The organism is Mesorhizobium silamurunense (assembly GCF_014843905.1).
In the GTDB taxonomy this organism is placed as follows: Bacteria; Pseudomonadota; Alphaproteobacteria; order Rhizobiales; family Rhizobiaceae; genus Mesorhizobium; species Mesorhizobium silamurunense.
The window spans coordinates 13,183-27,082 of record NZ_LPVS01000069.1; the positions used below are offsets into that span (position 1 = coordinate 13,183).

Consider the following 13,900-nt stretch of genomic DNA (forward strand, 5'->3'; position numbering starts at 1 on the left):
CGGCGAAATCGGATGGTCAATCCGCGTCAATTCAGCGGAATGTCGTTCTCGGCCTTGCTCGCCTGATAGGCGCCGGAGAGTTCATCATAGTGCGCGGAGATCTTCCCTATGCGCGCCTCCAGCCGCTTGCGCTCCGCCTCCTGCAAGGCGCGGACCAGCCGGCGGATGGAAAAACTCTTCCAATAGGCGTTCTCGGCGTTGTAGCCGCCAGGGTCGAGGGTGAAGACCTCCTTCAGGATCTTGAGATCGTGCGGGATGGCGAAGCTGTCGCGCGAATCCTCATGGCTGAACAGGTAGTAGAAATTGTCGAAGCCGGTCCAGGTGATGGCCGACAGGCAAAGCGAGCAGGGCTCGTGGGTGGCGAGGAAGATAGCGTCGCTGGTGTCGACGCGCTTGGCCTTCGGCATCTCGTAGAAGCGCTTCAGGCAATGCACCTCGCCATGCCAGAGCGGATTTTCCATCTCGTTGTTGGTCTCGGCGAGCACCAGCGAGCGGTCGTCTTTCCTCAGGATCGCGGCGCCGAACAGTTTGTTGCCGTGGGCCACGCCTTCGGCGGTCTTCGGCGCGATATCGTGCTCGATCACGTCGAGCAGGCGGTCGATCAGCGAAATGTCAGTCATGAGAGGAATGTCACCGTTCAGGGAAGGTGGATCTCGTAAGGGTGCGAGAAATGGCACTCTTCGAGGTTGGAGCCGTCGCCGCCGCGGTCGACGATGAGAAAATCCTGTTCTTCGCCGATCGGCGTCAGCACGCCGTGCCAGAGGTTGCGGCGGTAGTTGATGCCCTGCCCAGGCGCGGTGATGAAGGCGTGCGGCTCGCCGGGCCCGTCCTTGGTATCATTGCAGACGACGACCAGGAACGGGCGCGGCGACAATGGAATGAAGGCCTGGCTGCCGAGCGGATGGCGTTCCACCATGGCGAGCTTCAGCGGCATCTCGTAGGGCGTGCCGTGCACCATCGAGATCAGCACGCGAGCATTCGGCCCTGCGGCTTCCGCCGTGGCGAGGTCATGATAGCGCATCGCCTTGCCGCCGTTGATCGGGTAGCGGTTGTCGCCGCCCATGTCGATGACGTCGCCGAAGGGCGCGAAGTTATCGCGCGTCAGCGGCTGGGCGACGATGCGGGTCACCGCGCGCGACCCCCGAGGGCGCCGCCAAGCTTGGCGTGGCGGTTGACGTCCTTGTAGAGCAGGTAGCGGAAGTTCCCCGGACCGCCGGCATAGCAGGCCTGCGGGCAAAAGGCGCGCAGCCACATGAAGTCGCCGGCCTCGACCTCGACCCAATCCTGGTTGAGGCGGTAGACGGCCTTGCCTTCGAGCACGTAGAGCCCATGCTCCATGACATGCGTCTCGGCAAAGGGAATGACCGCGCCGGGCTTGAGCGTAACGATCGTGACATGCATGTCGTGGCGCATGTCGGCCGGGTCGACGAAGCGCGTCGTTGCCCAGCGGCCTTCCGTGCCGGGCATCGCGCTCGGCTCGATCTGCTGCTCATTGGTGAAGAAGGCTTCCGGTACATCGAGACCGTCCACCGCTTCGTAGGCCTTGCGGACCCAGTGGAAGCGGACGGCATCGCCGCTCTCGTTGCGCACCGTCCAGCCGCTGGACGGCGGCAGGAAGGCAAAGCCGCCCGGGCGAAGCACATGCTTGTTGCCGGCAAGCGAGACGGTGAGTTCGCCCTCGACCACGAACAGAACGCCCTCGGCTTCGGCGTCAAGTTCCGGTCGGTCGCTGCCGCCGCCCGGCAGGACCTCGACGATGTATTGCGAAAACGTCTCGGCGAAGCCGGAGAGCGGCCTTGCGATGATCCATGCCCTGGTCTTGTCCCAGAACGGCAGCGGGCTGGTCACGATGTCCTGCATCACGCCCTTGGGAATGACGGCATAGGCTTCGGTGAAGACGGCGCGGCCGGTCAGCAACTCGGTCTGGCCGGGATGGCCGCCATGCGGTGCGTAGTAGGTTCGCTCGGACGTCTTGATCATTTCCATGGGGTCCTGACCCTTAGAGCAATTCCAGAAAAACTGTGTAGTCAGCGCGGCAGCATGTCTTTCAGCCGAAGCAAGGCGATGCGCTCGACCTGTCTGCAGGCGGTTTCGAACTCGACGCCGCGGCCGTTGCCGATGCGCGCCTCGAACTCCGCCAGAATCTGATCCTTCGTCTTGCCCTTGACCGCGATGATGAAGGGGAAGCCGAAAGTGGTGACGTAGGCGGCGTTGAGTTTCGAGAACAGCTCGCGCTCCTTGTCGGTCAGCGCGTCGAGCCCGGCGGAAGCCTGTTCCTTGGCCGATTCCGGCGTCAGCCGCTTCGCCGCCGCCAGCTTTCCGGCGAGGTCGGGATGGGCGTTGAGCGCGGAAAGCCGCTCAGCTTCCGTCGCCGCGCGGAAGACGCGGCAGAGCGCGTTGTGCAGGCCGCCGGCGCTGTCATGCGCGGGGCCGAGCTCCAGCTCGTAGGTGCGCTCGGCGATCCAAGGCGAATGCTCGAACACGCCGCCGAAGGCATGCACGAAGGCCTCGAACTCCATCCGCGAAGGGCGCAGCGTCGGCACCTGGTAAGGATGCGTCTCCCGCCAATGCTTGGCGATGTCGATGCGCCGCGTCAGCCAGACCTTGTCATGTGATTTCACATAGTCGACGAAGCGCTTCAGCGCCGCCACGCGGCCCGGACGGCCGACCAGCCGGCAATGCAGGCCGATATTCATCATGCGCGGCCGCCCTGCCTTGCCCTCGGCATAGAGCGTGTCGAAACTGTCCTTCAGATAGGCGAAGAACTGGTCGCCCGAGTTGAAGCCCTGCGGGGTGGCGAAGCGCATGTCGTTGGCGTCGAGCGTGTAAGGGATGATGAGCTGCGGCTTCTCCAACCCATCCCGGTCGAACCAGTAGGGCAGCTCGTCGTCATAGGTGTCGGAGACGTAGTCGAAGCCGCCTTCCTCCGCGACGAGCCGCACCGTGTTGACCGAGGTGCGGCCGGTATACCAGCCGGTGGGCCGCGCGCCGGTGACTTCGTAGTGCAGCTTGATCGTCTCTTCGAGGTCGCGCCGCTCGTCCTCCGCGCTGTGTTCGCGATAGTCGATCCATTTCAGGCCGTGCGAGGCGATCTCCCAGCCTGCCTCCTGCATCGCCACGACCTGGTCAGGCGAACGCGCCAGCGCGGTCGCGACGCCGTAGCAGGTCACCGGCACTTGGGCTTCGGTGAACAGCCGGTAGAGCCGCCAGAAACCGGCGCGAGCGCCATATTCGTAGATCGATTCCATGTTCCAGTGGCGTTGGCCGACCCAAGGGGCGGCGCCCACGATCTCCGACAGGAAGGCTTCGGAAGCCTTGTCGCCGTGCAGCACGCAATTCTCGCCGCCTTCCTCGTAGTTGACGACGAACTGCACCGCGACATGTGCGCCGCCGGGCCATTTCGGATCCGGTGGATTGGCCCCGTAACCGCGCATGTCCCGTTCGTAACGCATTGGGTCGCTCCTGCCCGATTGTTGGAGTTAAGATATCGAAAGGAGTGCCTGTGCATTCCCCCGAAAATTTTTGAAAGTGCTTTTTGCCGCACTCCGCTCGACCGGGACTTATGCATCGCCTTTAATTGGCGCACAATTGACCTGAAAACGTTGGACTGTACCGGCCAATCGGTTTGTACAGGAAATGGGAGGCGGCCAGTGGCAGAAACGTCGAAAGCCGATGGCGGGCGTCTGACGACCCATGTGCTCGACACCGCGACCGGCAGGCCGGCAAAAGGCCTCTCGATTGGACTTTTCCGCATCGAGCGCCAGGCCCGCACGCTTCTCAAGACCGTCATCACCAACGATGACGGGCGCTGCGATGCGCCGCTGCTTGCCGGCGCCGATTTCCGCACCGGCGAATATGAGCTGGTCTTTGCTGCCGGCGACTATCTGCGCGGGCAAGGCATCAGCCTGCCGCAGCCGGCTTTCCTCGACACTGTGCCGATCCGTTTCGGCATGGCCGAAGAGCGCCATTATCACGTGCCGCTCTTGATTTCGCCCTACGGCTACTCGACCTATCGCGGGAGCTGAGACATGGCCGACAAGACCCGTAACAAGATACGCTTCATCCTGAACGGCGCCGACATTGCGCTCGCCGACGTCGAGCCCGATGCGACCTTGCTCGACTGGCTGCGGCTCAACCGGTCGCTGCGCGGCACCAAGGAAGGCTGCGCCGAAGGCGACTGCGGTGCCTGCACGGTGCTGGTTGGCAAGCTTTCCGCAGAAGGCCTCGTCTATGAAAGCGTCAACGCCTGCATCCGCTTCATGGGCTCGCTCGACGGCACCCATGTCGTCACAATCGAACATCTGCGCGGCGACGGAGAGAAGCTGCACCCGGTGCAGCAGGCGATGGTCGATTTCCATGGTTCGCAATGCGGCTTCTGCACGCCGGGCTTCATCATGTCGCTCTATGCGCTCTGGATGAAGACGCCCAACCCTTCTGATGCGGCGATCGAAAAGGCGCTGCAGGGCAATCTCTGCCGCTGCACCGGCTATGAGGCGATCATGCGCGCCGCGCGTGCCATTTCGAGCTACGGCAAGGCGGCGAAGGACCCGCTGGCGGTGGAACGCAAGGACATTACCGCGCGCCTGGAAGCGCTGCGCGACGGCGCCAGGGTCGAGGTCGGGTCGGGCAAGCGGCGGCTGATCGTGCCGGCCAACGTCGACGATTTCGCAGCGGTTCTCGAGAAGGAGCCCGGCGCCACCATCGTTGCCGGCTCGACCGATGTCGGCCTGTGGGTCACCAAGCATATGCGCGATATTTCGCCGGCGATCTTCATCGGCGGTCTCGACGGCTTGCGCAACATCTCGGAGGCCGACGGAGTTATCACCATCGGCGCCAGCGTGACCTACACCGAGGCCTTCGAGACGCTATCCAAGCGCATCCCCGCGCTGGGACCGCTGGTCGACCGCATTGGCGGCGAGCAGGTGCGCAACATGGGCACCATCGGCGGCAACGTCGCCAACGGCTCGCCGATCGGCGACATGCCGCCGCCGCTGATCGCGCTCGGCGCGCAACTGACACTCCGCAAGGGCGAGGCGCGCCGCACGATCCCGCTCGAAACTTTCTTCATCGCCTATGGCAAGCAGGACCGCCAAACCGGCGAATTCGTCGAAGCGGTCCATGTGCCCGTGCCGGCAGAGGGCACGAAATTTGCCGTCTACAAGGTCACCAAGCGCCGCGACGAGGACATCACCGCGACCCTCGGCGCCTTCTATCTGACCCTGGCCAAGGATGGCACCGTGGCCGATATCCGCATCGCTTATGGCGGCATGGCGCCGACGCCGAAGCGCGCGGCTGCGGTTGAAAGGGTCCTTATCGGTAAGCCCTGGAGCGAAGCGGCTGTCGAGGCCGCGATGGCCGAATACGTCAGCGACTTCACGCCGATCACCGACATGCGCGCGACTGCCGAGTACCGGGCGCTGGCGGCAAAGAACCTTTTGCTGCGCTTCTATGTGGAAACCACAGGCACCAGGGCGCCGTTCCAGGTGTCACGCAACGAGGCGGCCTGATGAACAAGCACGCCACCCCCAACCTCAAGGCCGAAAAGATCGTCGGCGGCGTCGCCACCGAACAGCGGCATGATTCCGCGCACAAGCATGTCAGCGGCGCCGCCGTCTATATCGACGACATGCCGGAGCCGGCTGGCACGCTGCATGTCGGCCTCGGCCTCGCCAAGGTCGCGCACGGCACCTTGAAGAGCGTCGACCTCTCGGCGGTGCGTTCAGCACCGGGCGTCGTCGATGTTCTGACCCACGCCGACGTACCCGGCGAGAACGATGTTTCGCCGAGCAACATGCATGACGATCCGGTGTTCGTCGAAGGCAAGGTGCAGTTCTACGGCCAGCCGATCTTCGCCGTGGTTGCCAACACCCGCGAGGAGGCGCGCCGTGCGGCGCGCCTGGCCAGGATCGAATATGACGAGCTTCCGGCCGTGATCGACATATGGGACCTCGATCCGGTCAAGGACAAGCAGGTCACGACGCCGCTCATCCTGAAGCGCGGCGACGCGGCCGCGGCGATTGCGGCCGCACCACGCCGCATCAAGAACCGTATGTGGCTCGGCGGTCAGGACCATTTCTATCTCGAGGGCCAGGTCTCGCTGGCGATTCCCGGCGAGGATGACGAGGTGATCGTCTATTGCTCGACGCAGGGCCCGAGCGAGACGCAGCACCTGGTCGCGCACACGCTCGGCGTGCCGAGCCATGCCGTGACGGTGGAAGTACGCCGCATGGGCGGCGGCTTCGGCGGCAAGGAAACACAGGCCAACCAGTGCGCCGCCATCGCCGCCATCGCCGCCAAGAGGCTCAACCGCGCGGTCAAGATCAGGCTCGACCGCGACGAGGACATGACTGCCACCGGCAAGCGGCACGATTTCGCCATCGACTATGAAGTTGGCTTTGACGACGAGGGCAACATCCTCGGCGTCGACTTCACCTATGCGCTGCGCTGCGGGTTTTCGGCCGACCTGTCGGGTCCGGTCGGCGACCGCGCGCTGTTCCACTGCGACAACGCCTATTTCTATCCGGCGGTGCATGCGAAGTCGGCGCCGCTCTACACCAACACTGTCTCGAACACCGCCTTCCGCGGCTTTGGCGGCCCGCAAGGCATGGTCGGCGCCGAGCGCGTCATCGACGAGGTGGCCTTCGCGGTCGGCAAGGACCCGCTCGAAATCCGCAAGCTCAATTTCTATGACCCGATGGATGCCATCGGCGAGCGCTGCTTCACGCCCTATCATCAGAAGGTCGAGGACAACATCATCCACCGCATCGTCGCGGAGTTGGAAGAGAGCGCCAACTATGCGCGGCGGCGGCGCGAGATCAGCGCCTTCAACAACAACAGCCGCTTCATCAAGCGCGGCCTGGCCATGACGCCGGTCAAGTTCGGCATCTCCTTTACCAAGACCGAGGCCAATCAGGCCGGCGCGCTGGTGCATGTCTATGCCGACGGCTCGGTGCATATGAACCACGGCGGCACCGAGATGGGCCAGGGTCTGCATCTCAAGGTGGCGCAGGTCGTTGCCGAGGAGTTCCAGATCGACCTCGACCGGGTCAAGATCACCGCGACGACCACCGCCAAGGTGCCGAACACCTCGCCGACGGCTGCGTCCTCCGGCGCCGACCTCAACGGCATGGCGGCACAGGACGCCGCCCGTCAGATCCGCAAGCGACTGACCGATTTCGCGGCGGAAAAATACCAGGTGCCGCTCGATCAGGTCGTGTTCCTGCCCAATCGGGTGCGGGTCGGCAATCAGGAAGTCGCCTTCAACGATCTGGTCAAGCAGGCCTATATCAACCGCGTCCAGCTCTCGGCGGCCGGCTTCTACAAGACGCCCAAGATCCACTGGGATCGCAGCAAGGGCCGCGGCCATGCCTTCTATTATTACGCCTATGGCGCGGCCTGCTCGGAAGTCTCGGTCGACACGCTCACCGGCGAATATGTCGTGGAGCGCACCGATATCCTGCATGATGCCGGACGCTCGCTCAACCGGGCGATCGACCTCGGCCAGGTCGAGGGTGGCTTCATCCAGGGCATGGGCTGGCTGACGACGGAAGAGCTGTGGTGGGACGACAGCGGCCGGCTGCGCACGCATGCGCCGTCGACCTACAAGATCCCGCTCGCTTCCGACCGGCCAAAAATCTTCAACGTCAAGCTGACCGACTGGTCATCGGCCTATGAGCCGACTATCCATCGCTCCAAGGCGGTCGGCGAGCCGCCGCTGCCGCACGGCATGTCCGTGCTGCATGCGCTCTCCGACGCGGTTGCGAGTGTTGCGGATCACAAGATCTGCCCGCGCCTCGACGCGCCGGCGACGCCGGAACGGGTGCTGATGGCGATCGAGCGGCTGAAGCGGGAAGCCGCAAAACAGGCCTGAACGGGCCAAGAAACGTGCAATTCGGGCCGAAAAACCCTATATTTCGGTGCTAGGAATGCAGACGATGAACTCGAACGTGCAAAGCCTGAAGGCGTTTCTCGGCCGGGCTGGCCGGGTCGCGCTCGTCGAGGTCGCGGCCACGAAGGGCTCGACCCCGCGCGAGGCCGGCGCCTTCATGCTCGTCTCGGCATCGGCGATTTTGGGCACAATCGGCGGCGGCCAGCTCGAATACATGGCGATCGACAAGGCGCGGCAGCTCCTTTTCTCCCCCCTTGAGGGGGAGATGGCCGCAAAGCGGCCAGAGGGGGTCCTCTCAGAAGGCACCACAAGGGCGCCGGGCACGGCCGCGACGACCCCACCCGGCGGCTTCGCCGCCACCCTCCCCTCAAGGGGGAGGGAGGCCCGCATCGAGGTCGACGAAGTCTGCGCCACGCTCGACGTCCCGCTCGGACCCGAAATCGGCCAATGCTGCGGCGGTCGCGTCGAGGTGCTGATCCGGCCGGTCGATGCAGCGCTCGAACAAGAGCTGATCGCCAGGGCCGAGGCCGAGGAGGCGCACCTCCCCCACGCCTACGTCTTCGGTGGTGGCCATGTCGGCCAGGCGTTGGCCGCGTCGCTGGCGCTGCTGCCCATCCATGCCGTGGTCGTCGAGACGCGCGCCGATGCGCTGGAAGGCATGCCGCAAACGGTCGAGACGAAACTGACGCCGATGCCCGAGGCCGTGGTGCGCGAGGCGCCGGCGGGATCGGCCTTCGCCATCCTCACCCACGACCATGCGCTCGATTTCCTGATCGTCGCCGAGGCGCTGAAACGCGACGACGCCGCCTATGTCGGCATGATCGGCTCGAAGACCAAGAAGGCGACCTTCAAGAACTGGTTTCTGAAGTCCGCCGAGGGCAGCGAGGCCGAGTTCAGCCGCCTCGTCTCGCCGATCGGCGGCAATGCCGTAAAGGACAAGCGCCCGCCGGTGATTGCCGCGCTTGCCGCCGCCGAGATCATGACGGCGCTGGTGTCGCACTCCGCCCAGGCATCGGCTTCGAGCACGCCTGAAAAGGCGATGGCCGGCTGATCCAGCCGGCCATGCGGGAAACGGGAAGCCGCTTGGCTATTCCTTTTCCTGCGTGTGCGCTTCCAGGAACCACAGCAATTTGTCGAGCGAGCGTGAATAGGCGGTGAAGATGTCTGCGGTGTCGGCATCGCCGGCGTCGGCCGCGTCGTCGATCGCTTCACGCGTCAGCTTGGCGGCCGAGGCATAGCGGTCGATCAGTGCCGCCAGATGATCCCTGGTCTTGTGGATGTCGGTCGGATAGGGCTTCAGCTTGGTCGCCTTCGATACTTCCTGCGAGGTGCCATGCGCGGTGCCGCCGAGCTGCACGGCGCGCTCGGCGATGATGTCGACATGGCCGTCGATCTCTTCGCGGAATTCATCCAGCATCTCGTGGATGGCGATGAACTGCGGTCCCTTGACGTTCCAGTGCGCCTGCTTGGTGATCAGCGCCAGGTCGATGGCATCGGCAAGCCTGGCGTTGAGAAGATCGATCGATTCCTTCTTGGCGTCGGATTTGAGGTCGTTCTTGGTGACGATGGCGTCCATGGTCGGCTCCTGTCGCGCTGCGTCGCTGGGCTGAGGATTGAAGGGCGGCCTGCACGGCCACCAGTCGCCAGAACGGCAAAGGGGCGGGTTTCGTTCCGCATTGAATCGAGGAGCGCATGGCCGATGGAGATATGACTGGCGCTCACAGCTGCTCGTCGCTTTCTTCGTTTCCCAAACCGGGTTGAACCGTGTTTTCTGCGCGCCTGACGAATACGAGTGGCGAATACGGGGCGAGCAACATGGACGTTTTGCGGATAGCGGCATTTTCGGATGGGAACACCGGCGGCAACCCCGCAGGCGTGGTGATTGGCGATGTCCTGCCCGACGCGGCCGACATGCAGCGCGTCGCGGCCGAGGTCGGCTTTTCCGAAACCGCCTTCGCCGCGCCCGATGGCGAAGGCTGGCGCGTGCGCTATTTCTCGCCGGAATCGGAAGTACCGTTTTGCGGCCACGCCACCATTGCGCTGGGCGCGGCGCTGGTCAGACAGTTCGGCGACGGCGTTTTCAAGCTGAGCCTCAACCAGGCCGACATCACCGTCGAAGGATTCCGCGACGGCTCCAACATTGTCGCCGCGCTGCAGTCACCACCAACGCGCGGCAAGCCGGCATCGCCAGGACTTGTCGCCGAAATGCTGGCGCTGTTCGGTTACGCGGCCGGTGACATCAATCCCGCCATTCCCCCGGCGCTGATCCATGGCGGCTCCGACCATTTCGTGCTGGCGCTGAATTCACGCGGAGCGCTTGCCGCGATGGCTTATGATTTCAAGGAGGGCCAGGCCTTCATGCGGCGTGAAGGGCTGGTCACGATCCTTCTCGCTTTTGCCGAAACGCCGCGCCTCTTCCACACGCGCAATCCCTTCGCTTCCGGCGGCGTCTATGAGGATCCGGCGACGGGGGCATCGACCGCCGCCTTCGCCGGCTATTTGCGCGACCTCGGCTGGCCGCATGGCGGCTCGATCGACATTGTCCAGGGCGAGGACATGGGCGTGCGCTCGCGCCTCCATGCCGACATTCCGCCGGAGCCCGGCAGCTCGATCAAGGTCTCCGGAAAGGCCCGGCTGATGGAAGCCGGCTGAGGCGCTTCACGCAGGCCGCTTCAGGCCGAGATGGTCGCGCAATGTGCGGCCTTCATAGTTCTTGCGGAACAGGCCGCGCCGCTGCAGTTCCGGCACGACCAGCGCCGCGAAGGCATCCAACTCGCCGGGAAACCATGACGGCATCACATTGAAGCCGTCGGCAGCGCCGCCTTCGAACCGTGCCTGCAATTCGTCGGCGATCTGCTCGGCCGTGCCGACCACCCGCCAGTGGCCGCGCGCGCCGGCAAAATAGCGCGCCAGCTCACGGATCGAGAGACCGTCCCGGCGCGCCTGCTCGATGACCAGCGCCTGCCGGCTTTTCATGCCTTCGCTTTCCGGCAGCTCGGGCAGCGGTCCGTCGATCGGATAACGCCAGAGGTCGGAGATGCTGAGATAGCTGGAGAGCAGCGCCACGCCGACATCGTCGGGGATCAGCTCCTGCAGCGCATCGTATTTGGCCTGGGCCTCAGCCTTTGTAGCGGCCACGATCGGCGCCACGCCGGGCATGATCTTCACGTCGTCCGGCCGGCGGCCATAGGCGGCGAGGCGGCCCTTGAGATCATCATAGAAGGCCTTGGCCTCCTCAAGAGTCTGCGCGGCCGAGAACACGACATCGGCGGTCCGCGCGGCCAGATCCTTGCCGTCGTCCGATGCTCCGGCCTGCACCATCACCGGCGCGCCTTGCGGCGAGGGCGGTATGTCGAGCGGGTCGCGCACCGAAAAGCTCTGGCCGTCATGGCCGCCCCACCTGTGGCGCCATAGACCGGTGATCACGGTCGCGAATTCGCGGGCGCGTTCGTAGCGGTCGGCATGCGGCCTCAGGCCCGTCGAGCCGAAATTCGCCGCCTCGATCGGGCTGGCAGAGGTGACCAGGTTCCACCCGGCTCGCCCACCGCTCAGATTGTCGAGCGAGGCAAACATGCGCGCCAGCCCGTAGGGCTCGTTGTAGCTGGTCGATGCCGTCGAAACGAGGCCGATGCGCTCGGTCTGCGCGGCAAGGGCCGAAAGCAGGCTGATCGGCTCGAAGCCGATCGAGCGCGAGGTCTGGCTGGCGATTTGGACATTGGCCTCGCGCAGCCCCGCGGCGTCCTCGCAGAAGACCATGTCGAACTTCGCCGCTTCCGCCGTCCGCGCCAGCTTGATGTAATGGTCGATGTCGATGCCGGCCGTGACATGAGCGTCCGGATGGCGCCAGGCGGCGATGTGGTGGCCGGTGGCCCACAGGAACAGCCCGAGCTTCATCTGGCGCCCGCTCATTTTTCGCCTCCCGCGCCAAGACCGAGACGGTCGCGCAACGTCGCCCCGGCATAAGTGGATCGGGCCAGGCCACGACGGCGAAGTTCCGGCAGGATGCGGTCGGTGAAGTGATCGAGCAGAGAAAGATCAGCCGGCAAAGCCAGGTTGAAACCATCGCAGCTTTTGGTGTCGAACCAGCCCTCCGCCTCGCCGGCCGCAAGGTTGTTCACGCCAACAGGCATCAGCACTTTCATGGTTTCCGGCTCACGTCCGGCGGCAACCGCGCGGCGCTTGAGATCGCCATAGGCGGCTCCGGCGCCATCCGCCTCGATGAGCACGACGTCGGCGACTTTGGCGGCGAAATCGCGATCGGCCTCCGCCAAGCCGGACATCACCAGCACCGGCAGATCCTGCGGCGAGCGGGCGACGTTGAGCGGCCCCCGCACGGAGAAGAACTCACCCTTGTGGTCAAGGAAATGCATCTTTTCCGGATCGTGGAAACGGCCCCCGGCCTTGTCGAACAGCAGGGCGTCCGCGTCCCAGCCTCGCCAAAGGCCTTGCACGATACCGATGAACTCTTCCGCGCGGCGGCGGAAATCTTCGTCGGCAATGCCTTCCGGCCGGCTGAAATTCGCCGCCTCGCGCGGGTTCTGCGCCAAGGTCGCGTTCCAGCCGATGCGCCCGTGGCTGATGATGTCGAGCGAAGCGAAACGGCGTGCCAGATTGTAGGGCTGGTGCGCGAACGTCGAAGCGCTGGCAACAAGGCCGATGCTTTCGGTCACCGTCGCCAGTGCCGCCAGAAGCGTCGTCGCCTCAAACGGACTGCTCGATAGCTGGTCCGTGGAATCCGAAATGACGACCATATCGATCCCGGCCGCTTCGGCACTCTGCACGAACTTCACCAGATGGCCGAAGCCCAGCCCGGTGGATTGTCCGTCGGCGGAAGCGTTGTTGAGCGAGACGGCGAGATGCATGCCACGAACCTAAGTTCGCCTTCATGCAAGGCAAGCCCGATCGGCTGGGCCAGCGGGCCGTCACTTGCCGGCCAGCCCTTATCTGCCGGCCAGAATATCCTTGATCAGCCGCTGGCAGCGATCGGCCATGAAATCAAGCAGCAAGCGCACCTTCGGGTCCTGCAGCTTCTTGTGCGGATAGACGGCGGCGAACTGCACCGGCGTCGGCGGCGTCTTCGCCAGGATCACCTTCAGCCGCTGGTCGCGGATGAAGGGTTCCACCTCGAAGCGCGGCTTGTTGATGATGCCGCGCCCCGACAGCGCCCAGCCGGTGAGCACATCGCCGTCGTCCGTGTCGTAAGGGCCATGCACTTCGAGCTTCTGCACGCCGGTCGGCGTCTGCAGCGTCCAGACGAATTCGCGCGTGCCGGCATAGCGCAGCATCAGGCAGTCATGCTTCTTGCCGACCAGTTCCTGCGGTTCGGACGGTTCGCCGCGCGCTTCCAGATATTTCGGCGCCGCCACCAGCACGCGCTCGCATTCCATGATGCCGCGCATCCGAAGGCTGGAATCCTCGATGATGCCAAGCCGGAAGGCGACGTCGATGCCTTCCTTCATGATGTCGACATTGTGGTCGGAGAGCCTGAGCCGCACCTCGATATCGGGGTATCTGTCGTGGAAGTCCGGAATGCCGGAGGCGATCAGCCGCCGGCCGAGGCCGAGCGGGGCAGTCACCTTGATCGTGCCGCGCGGCTGGCCGGAGAGCGCGGCGACAGCGGCCTCCGCCTCGGTGATGGCGTCCAGCACCTGCTTGGCGCCGGTGTAGAAGACCGTGCCATGCTCGGTCGGCATCAATTGCCTGGTCGTGCGGTTGAACAGCCTGACGCCGAGGTGCTTCTCCAGTTCCTTGATGCGGTTGGAGGCCACGGCCGGCGAGATGCGCATGTCGCGACCCGCCGCCGACAAATTGCCGAGCTCGACGACACGGACGAAGACGGCGATGTTGTCGAGATAGGCCATACGGCGTTCGTGGCTCTCAAAGGGCTGTGTGGGGTAACCCTAGTATTTTCCATTTTTTTTTGAAAGTCATCGCGCACCTCGCCTCTTTTCGTTTGCGCTCCAGACCGTAAAGTCGCCTGATCGGCAGGGACGATTTCCCGGGGACGGCTGC

General features: G+C 64.6%; 13 protein-coding genes. 5 read left to right on the forward strand and 8 right to left on the reverse strand.

Annotated elements, in window-relative coordinates:
• Window positions 1-26 precede the first annotated feature (26 nt).
• Genes AU465_RS18485 through puuE form a run of 4 tightly spaced genes read right to left on the reverse strand, consistent with a single transcriptional unit; the run spans window position 27 to window position 3,452 of the window.
• Entirely contained in the window at window positions 27-620 is a 594-nt protein-coding gene (locus AU465_RS18485) for a nucleoside deaminase (protein ID WP_192250816.1), read from the reverse strand.
• Window positions 621-637: 17 nt separating this feature from the next.
• Window positions 638-1,129: an ureidoglycolate lyase gene (locus AU465_RS18490; RefSeq protein ID WP_192250820.1), complete on the reverse strand. Its 492-nt coding sequence runs from the start codon at window positions 1,127-1,129 to the stop codon at window positions 638-640.
• Window positions 1,126-1,980, reverse strand: coding sequence for a bifunctional allantoicase/(S)-ureidoglycine aminohydrolase (locus tag AU465_RS18495; protein ID WP_376774868.1), 855 nt, complete (start codon window positions 1,978-1,980; stop codon window positions 1,126-1,128). Before AU465_RS18495 ends, AU465_RS18490 begins: the two co-directional genes overlap by 4 nt.
• A 47-nt stretch (window positions 1,981-2,027) precedes the next feature.
• Entirely contained in the window at window positions 2,028-3,452 is a 1,425-nt protein-coding gene (gene puuE / locus AU465_RS18500; protein ID WP_192250827.1) for an allantoinase PuuE, read from the reverse strand.
• Window positions 3,453-3,650: 198 nt separating this feature from the next.
• Between puuE and uraH the strand changes: the two genes are divergently transcribed.
• The 4 genes from uraH (at window position 3,651) to xdhC (ending at window position 8,939) form a co-directional block, all read left to right on the forward strand.
• Window positions 3,651-4,025 carry a hydroxyisourate hydrolase gene (gene uraH, locus AU465_RS18505; protein ID WP_192250847.1) on the forward strand — a complete coding sequence of 125 codons (375 nt, stop codon included), beginning with the start codon at window positions 3,651-3,653 and terminating at the stop codon, window positions 4,023-4,025.
• Window positions 4,026-4,028: 3 nt separating this feature from the next.
• Window positions 4,029-5,507 carry a xanthine dehydrogenase small subunit gene (gene xdhA, locus AU465_RS18510; protein ID WP_192250850.1) on the forward strand — a complete coding sequence of 493 codons (1,479 nt, stop codon included), beginning with the start codon at window positions 4,029-4,031 and terminating at the stop codon, window positions 5,505-5,507.
• Window positions 5,507-7,870: a xanthine dehydrogenase molybdopterin binding subunit gene (gene xdhB, locus AU465_RS18515; protein ID WP_192250853.1), complete on the forward strand. Its 2,364-nt coding sequence runs from the start codon at window positions 5,507-5,509 to the stop codon at window positions 7,868-7,870. The genes xdhA and xdhB overlap by 1 nt, the downstream gene beginning before the upstream one ends.
• 64 nt (window positions 7,871-7,934) lie before the next feature.
• Window positions 7,935-8,939 carry a xanthine dehydrogenase accessory protein XdhC gene (xdhC, locus tag AU465_RS18520; protein WP_192250856.1) on the forward strand — a complete coding sequence of 335 codons (1,005 nt, stop codon included), beginning with the start codon at window positions 7,935-7,937 and terminating at the stop codon, window positions 8,937-8,939.
• Window positions 8,940-8,975: 36 nt separating this feature from the next.
• Here xdhC and dps read toward each other — a convergent pair whose 3' ends face one another.
• Window positions 8,976-9,464: a DNA starvation/stationary phase protection protein Dps gene (dps, locus tag AU465_RS18525; RefSeq protein ID WP_192250859.1), complete on the reverse strand. Its 489-nt coding sequence runs from the start codon at window positions 9,462-9,464 to the stop codon at window positions 8,976-8,978.
• A gap of 239 nt (window positions 9,465-9,703) precedes the next feature.
• On the opposite strand from dps, the gene AU465_RS18530 reads away from it, so the two are divergent.
• Window positions 9,704-10,540: a PhzF family protein gene (locus tag AU465_RS18530; RefSeq protein ID WP_192250862.1), complete on the forward strand. Its 837-nt coding sequence runs from the start codon at window positions 9,704-9,706 to the stop codon at window positions 10,538-10,540.
• Between the two features lie 6 nt (window positions 10,541-10,546).
• On the opposite strand, the gene AU465_RS18535 is transcribed toward AU465_RS18530, so the two are convergent.
• The 3 genes from AU465_RS18535 to AU465_RS18545 all read right to left on the reverse strand — a co-directional run bounded on the left by AU465_RS18535 (window position 10,547) and on the right by AU465_RS18545 (window position 13,749).
• Complete coding sequence (locus tag AU465_RS18535) at window positions 10,547-11,797, reverse strand: LLM class flavin-dependent oxidoreductase (protein WP_192250865.1); 1,251 nt, start codon at window positions 11,795-11,797, stop codon at window positions 10,547-10,549.
• The gene (locus AU465_RS18540; RefSeq protein ID WP_192250870.1) at window positions 11,794-12,750 is read right to left on the reverse strand and encodes an LLM class flavin-dependent oxidoreductase; all 957 of its coding nucleotides are present in this window, start codon (window positions 12,748-12,750) and stop codon (window positions 11,794-11,796) included. Before AU465_RS18540 ends, AU465_RS18535 begins: the two co-directional genes overlap by 4 nt.
• A 78-nt stretch (window positions 12,751-12,828) precedes the next feature.
• Window positions 12,829-13,749 carry a LysR family transcriptional regulator gene (locus tag AU465_RS18545; protein ID WP_192250873.1) on the reverse strand — a complete coding sequence of 307 codons (921 nt, stop codon included), beginning with the start codon at window positions 13,747-13,749 and terminating at the stop codon, window positions 12,829-12,831.
• Window positions 13,750-13,900 lie beyond the last annotated feature (151 nt).

Bases quoted from the DNA above. Each gene is read 5' to 3' on its own strand.
- AU465_RS18540 (WP_192250870.1), bottom strand. From the start codon at position 12,750: ATGCATCTCGCCGTCTCGCTCAACAACGCTTCCGCCGACGGACAATCC.
- AU465_RS18485 (WP_192250816.1), bottom strand. From the start codon at position 620: ATGACTGACATTTCGCTGATCGACCGCCTGCTCGACGTGATCGAGCAC.
- puuE (WP_192250827.1), bottom strand. From the start codon at position 3,452: ATGCGTTACGAACGGGACATGCGCGGTTACGGGGCCAATCCACCGGAT.
- AU465_RS18545 (WP_192250873.1), bottom strand. From the start codon at position 13,749: ATGGCCTATCTCGACAACATCGCCGTCTTCGTCCGTGTCGTCGAGCTC.
- dps (WP_192250859.1), bottom strand. From the start codon at position 9,464: ATGGACGCCATCGTCACCAAGAACGACCTCAAATCCGACGCCAAGAAG.
- AU465_RS18495 (WP_376774868.1), bottom strand. From the start codon at position 1,980: ATGATCAAGACGTCCGAGCGAACCTACTACGCACCGCATGGCGGCCAT.
- xdhC (WP_192250856.1), top strand. From the start codon at position 7,935: ATGAACTCGAACGTGCAAAGCCTGAAGGCGTTTCTCGGCCGGGCTGGC.
- xdhB (WP_192250853.1), top strand. From the start codon at position 5,507: ATGAACAAGCACGCCACCCCCAACCTCAAGGCCGAAAAGATCGTCGGC.
- xdhA (WP_192250850.1), top strand. From the start codon at position 4,029: ATGGCCGACAAGACCCGTAACAAGATACGCTTCATCCTGAACGGCGCC.
- AU465_RS18535 (WP_192250865.1), bottom strand. From the start codon at position 11,797: ATGAGCGGGCGCCAGATGAAGCTCGGGCTGTTCCTGTGGGCCACCGGC.
- AU465_RS18530 (WP_192250862.1), top strand. From the start codon at position 9,704: ATGGACGTTTTGCGGATAGCGGCATTTTCGGATGGGAACACCGGCGGC.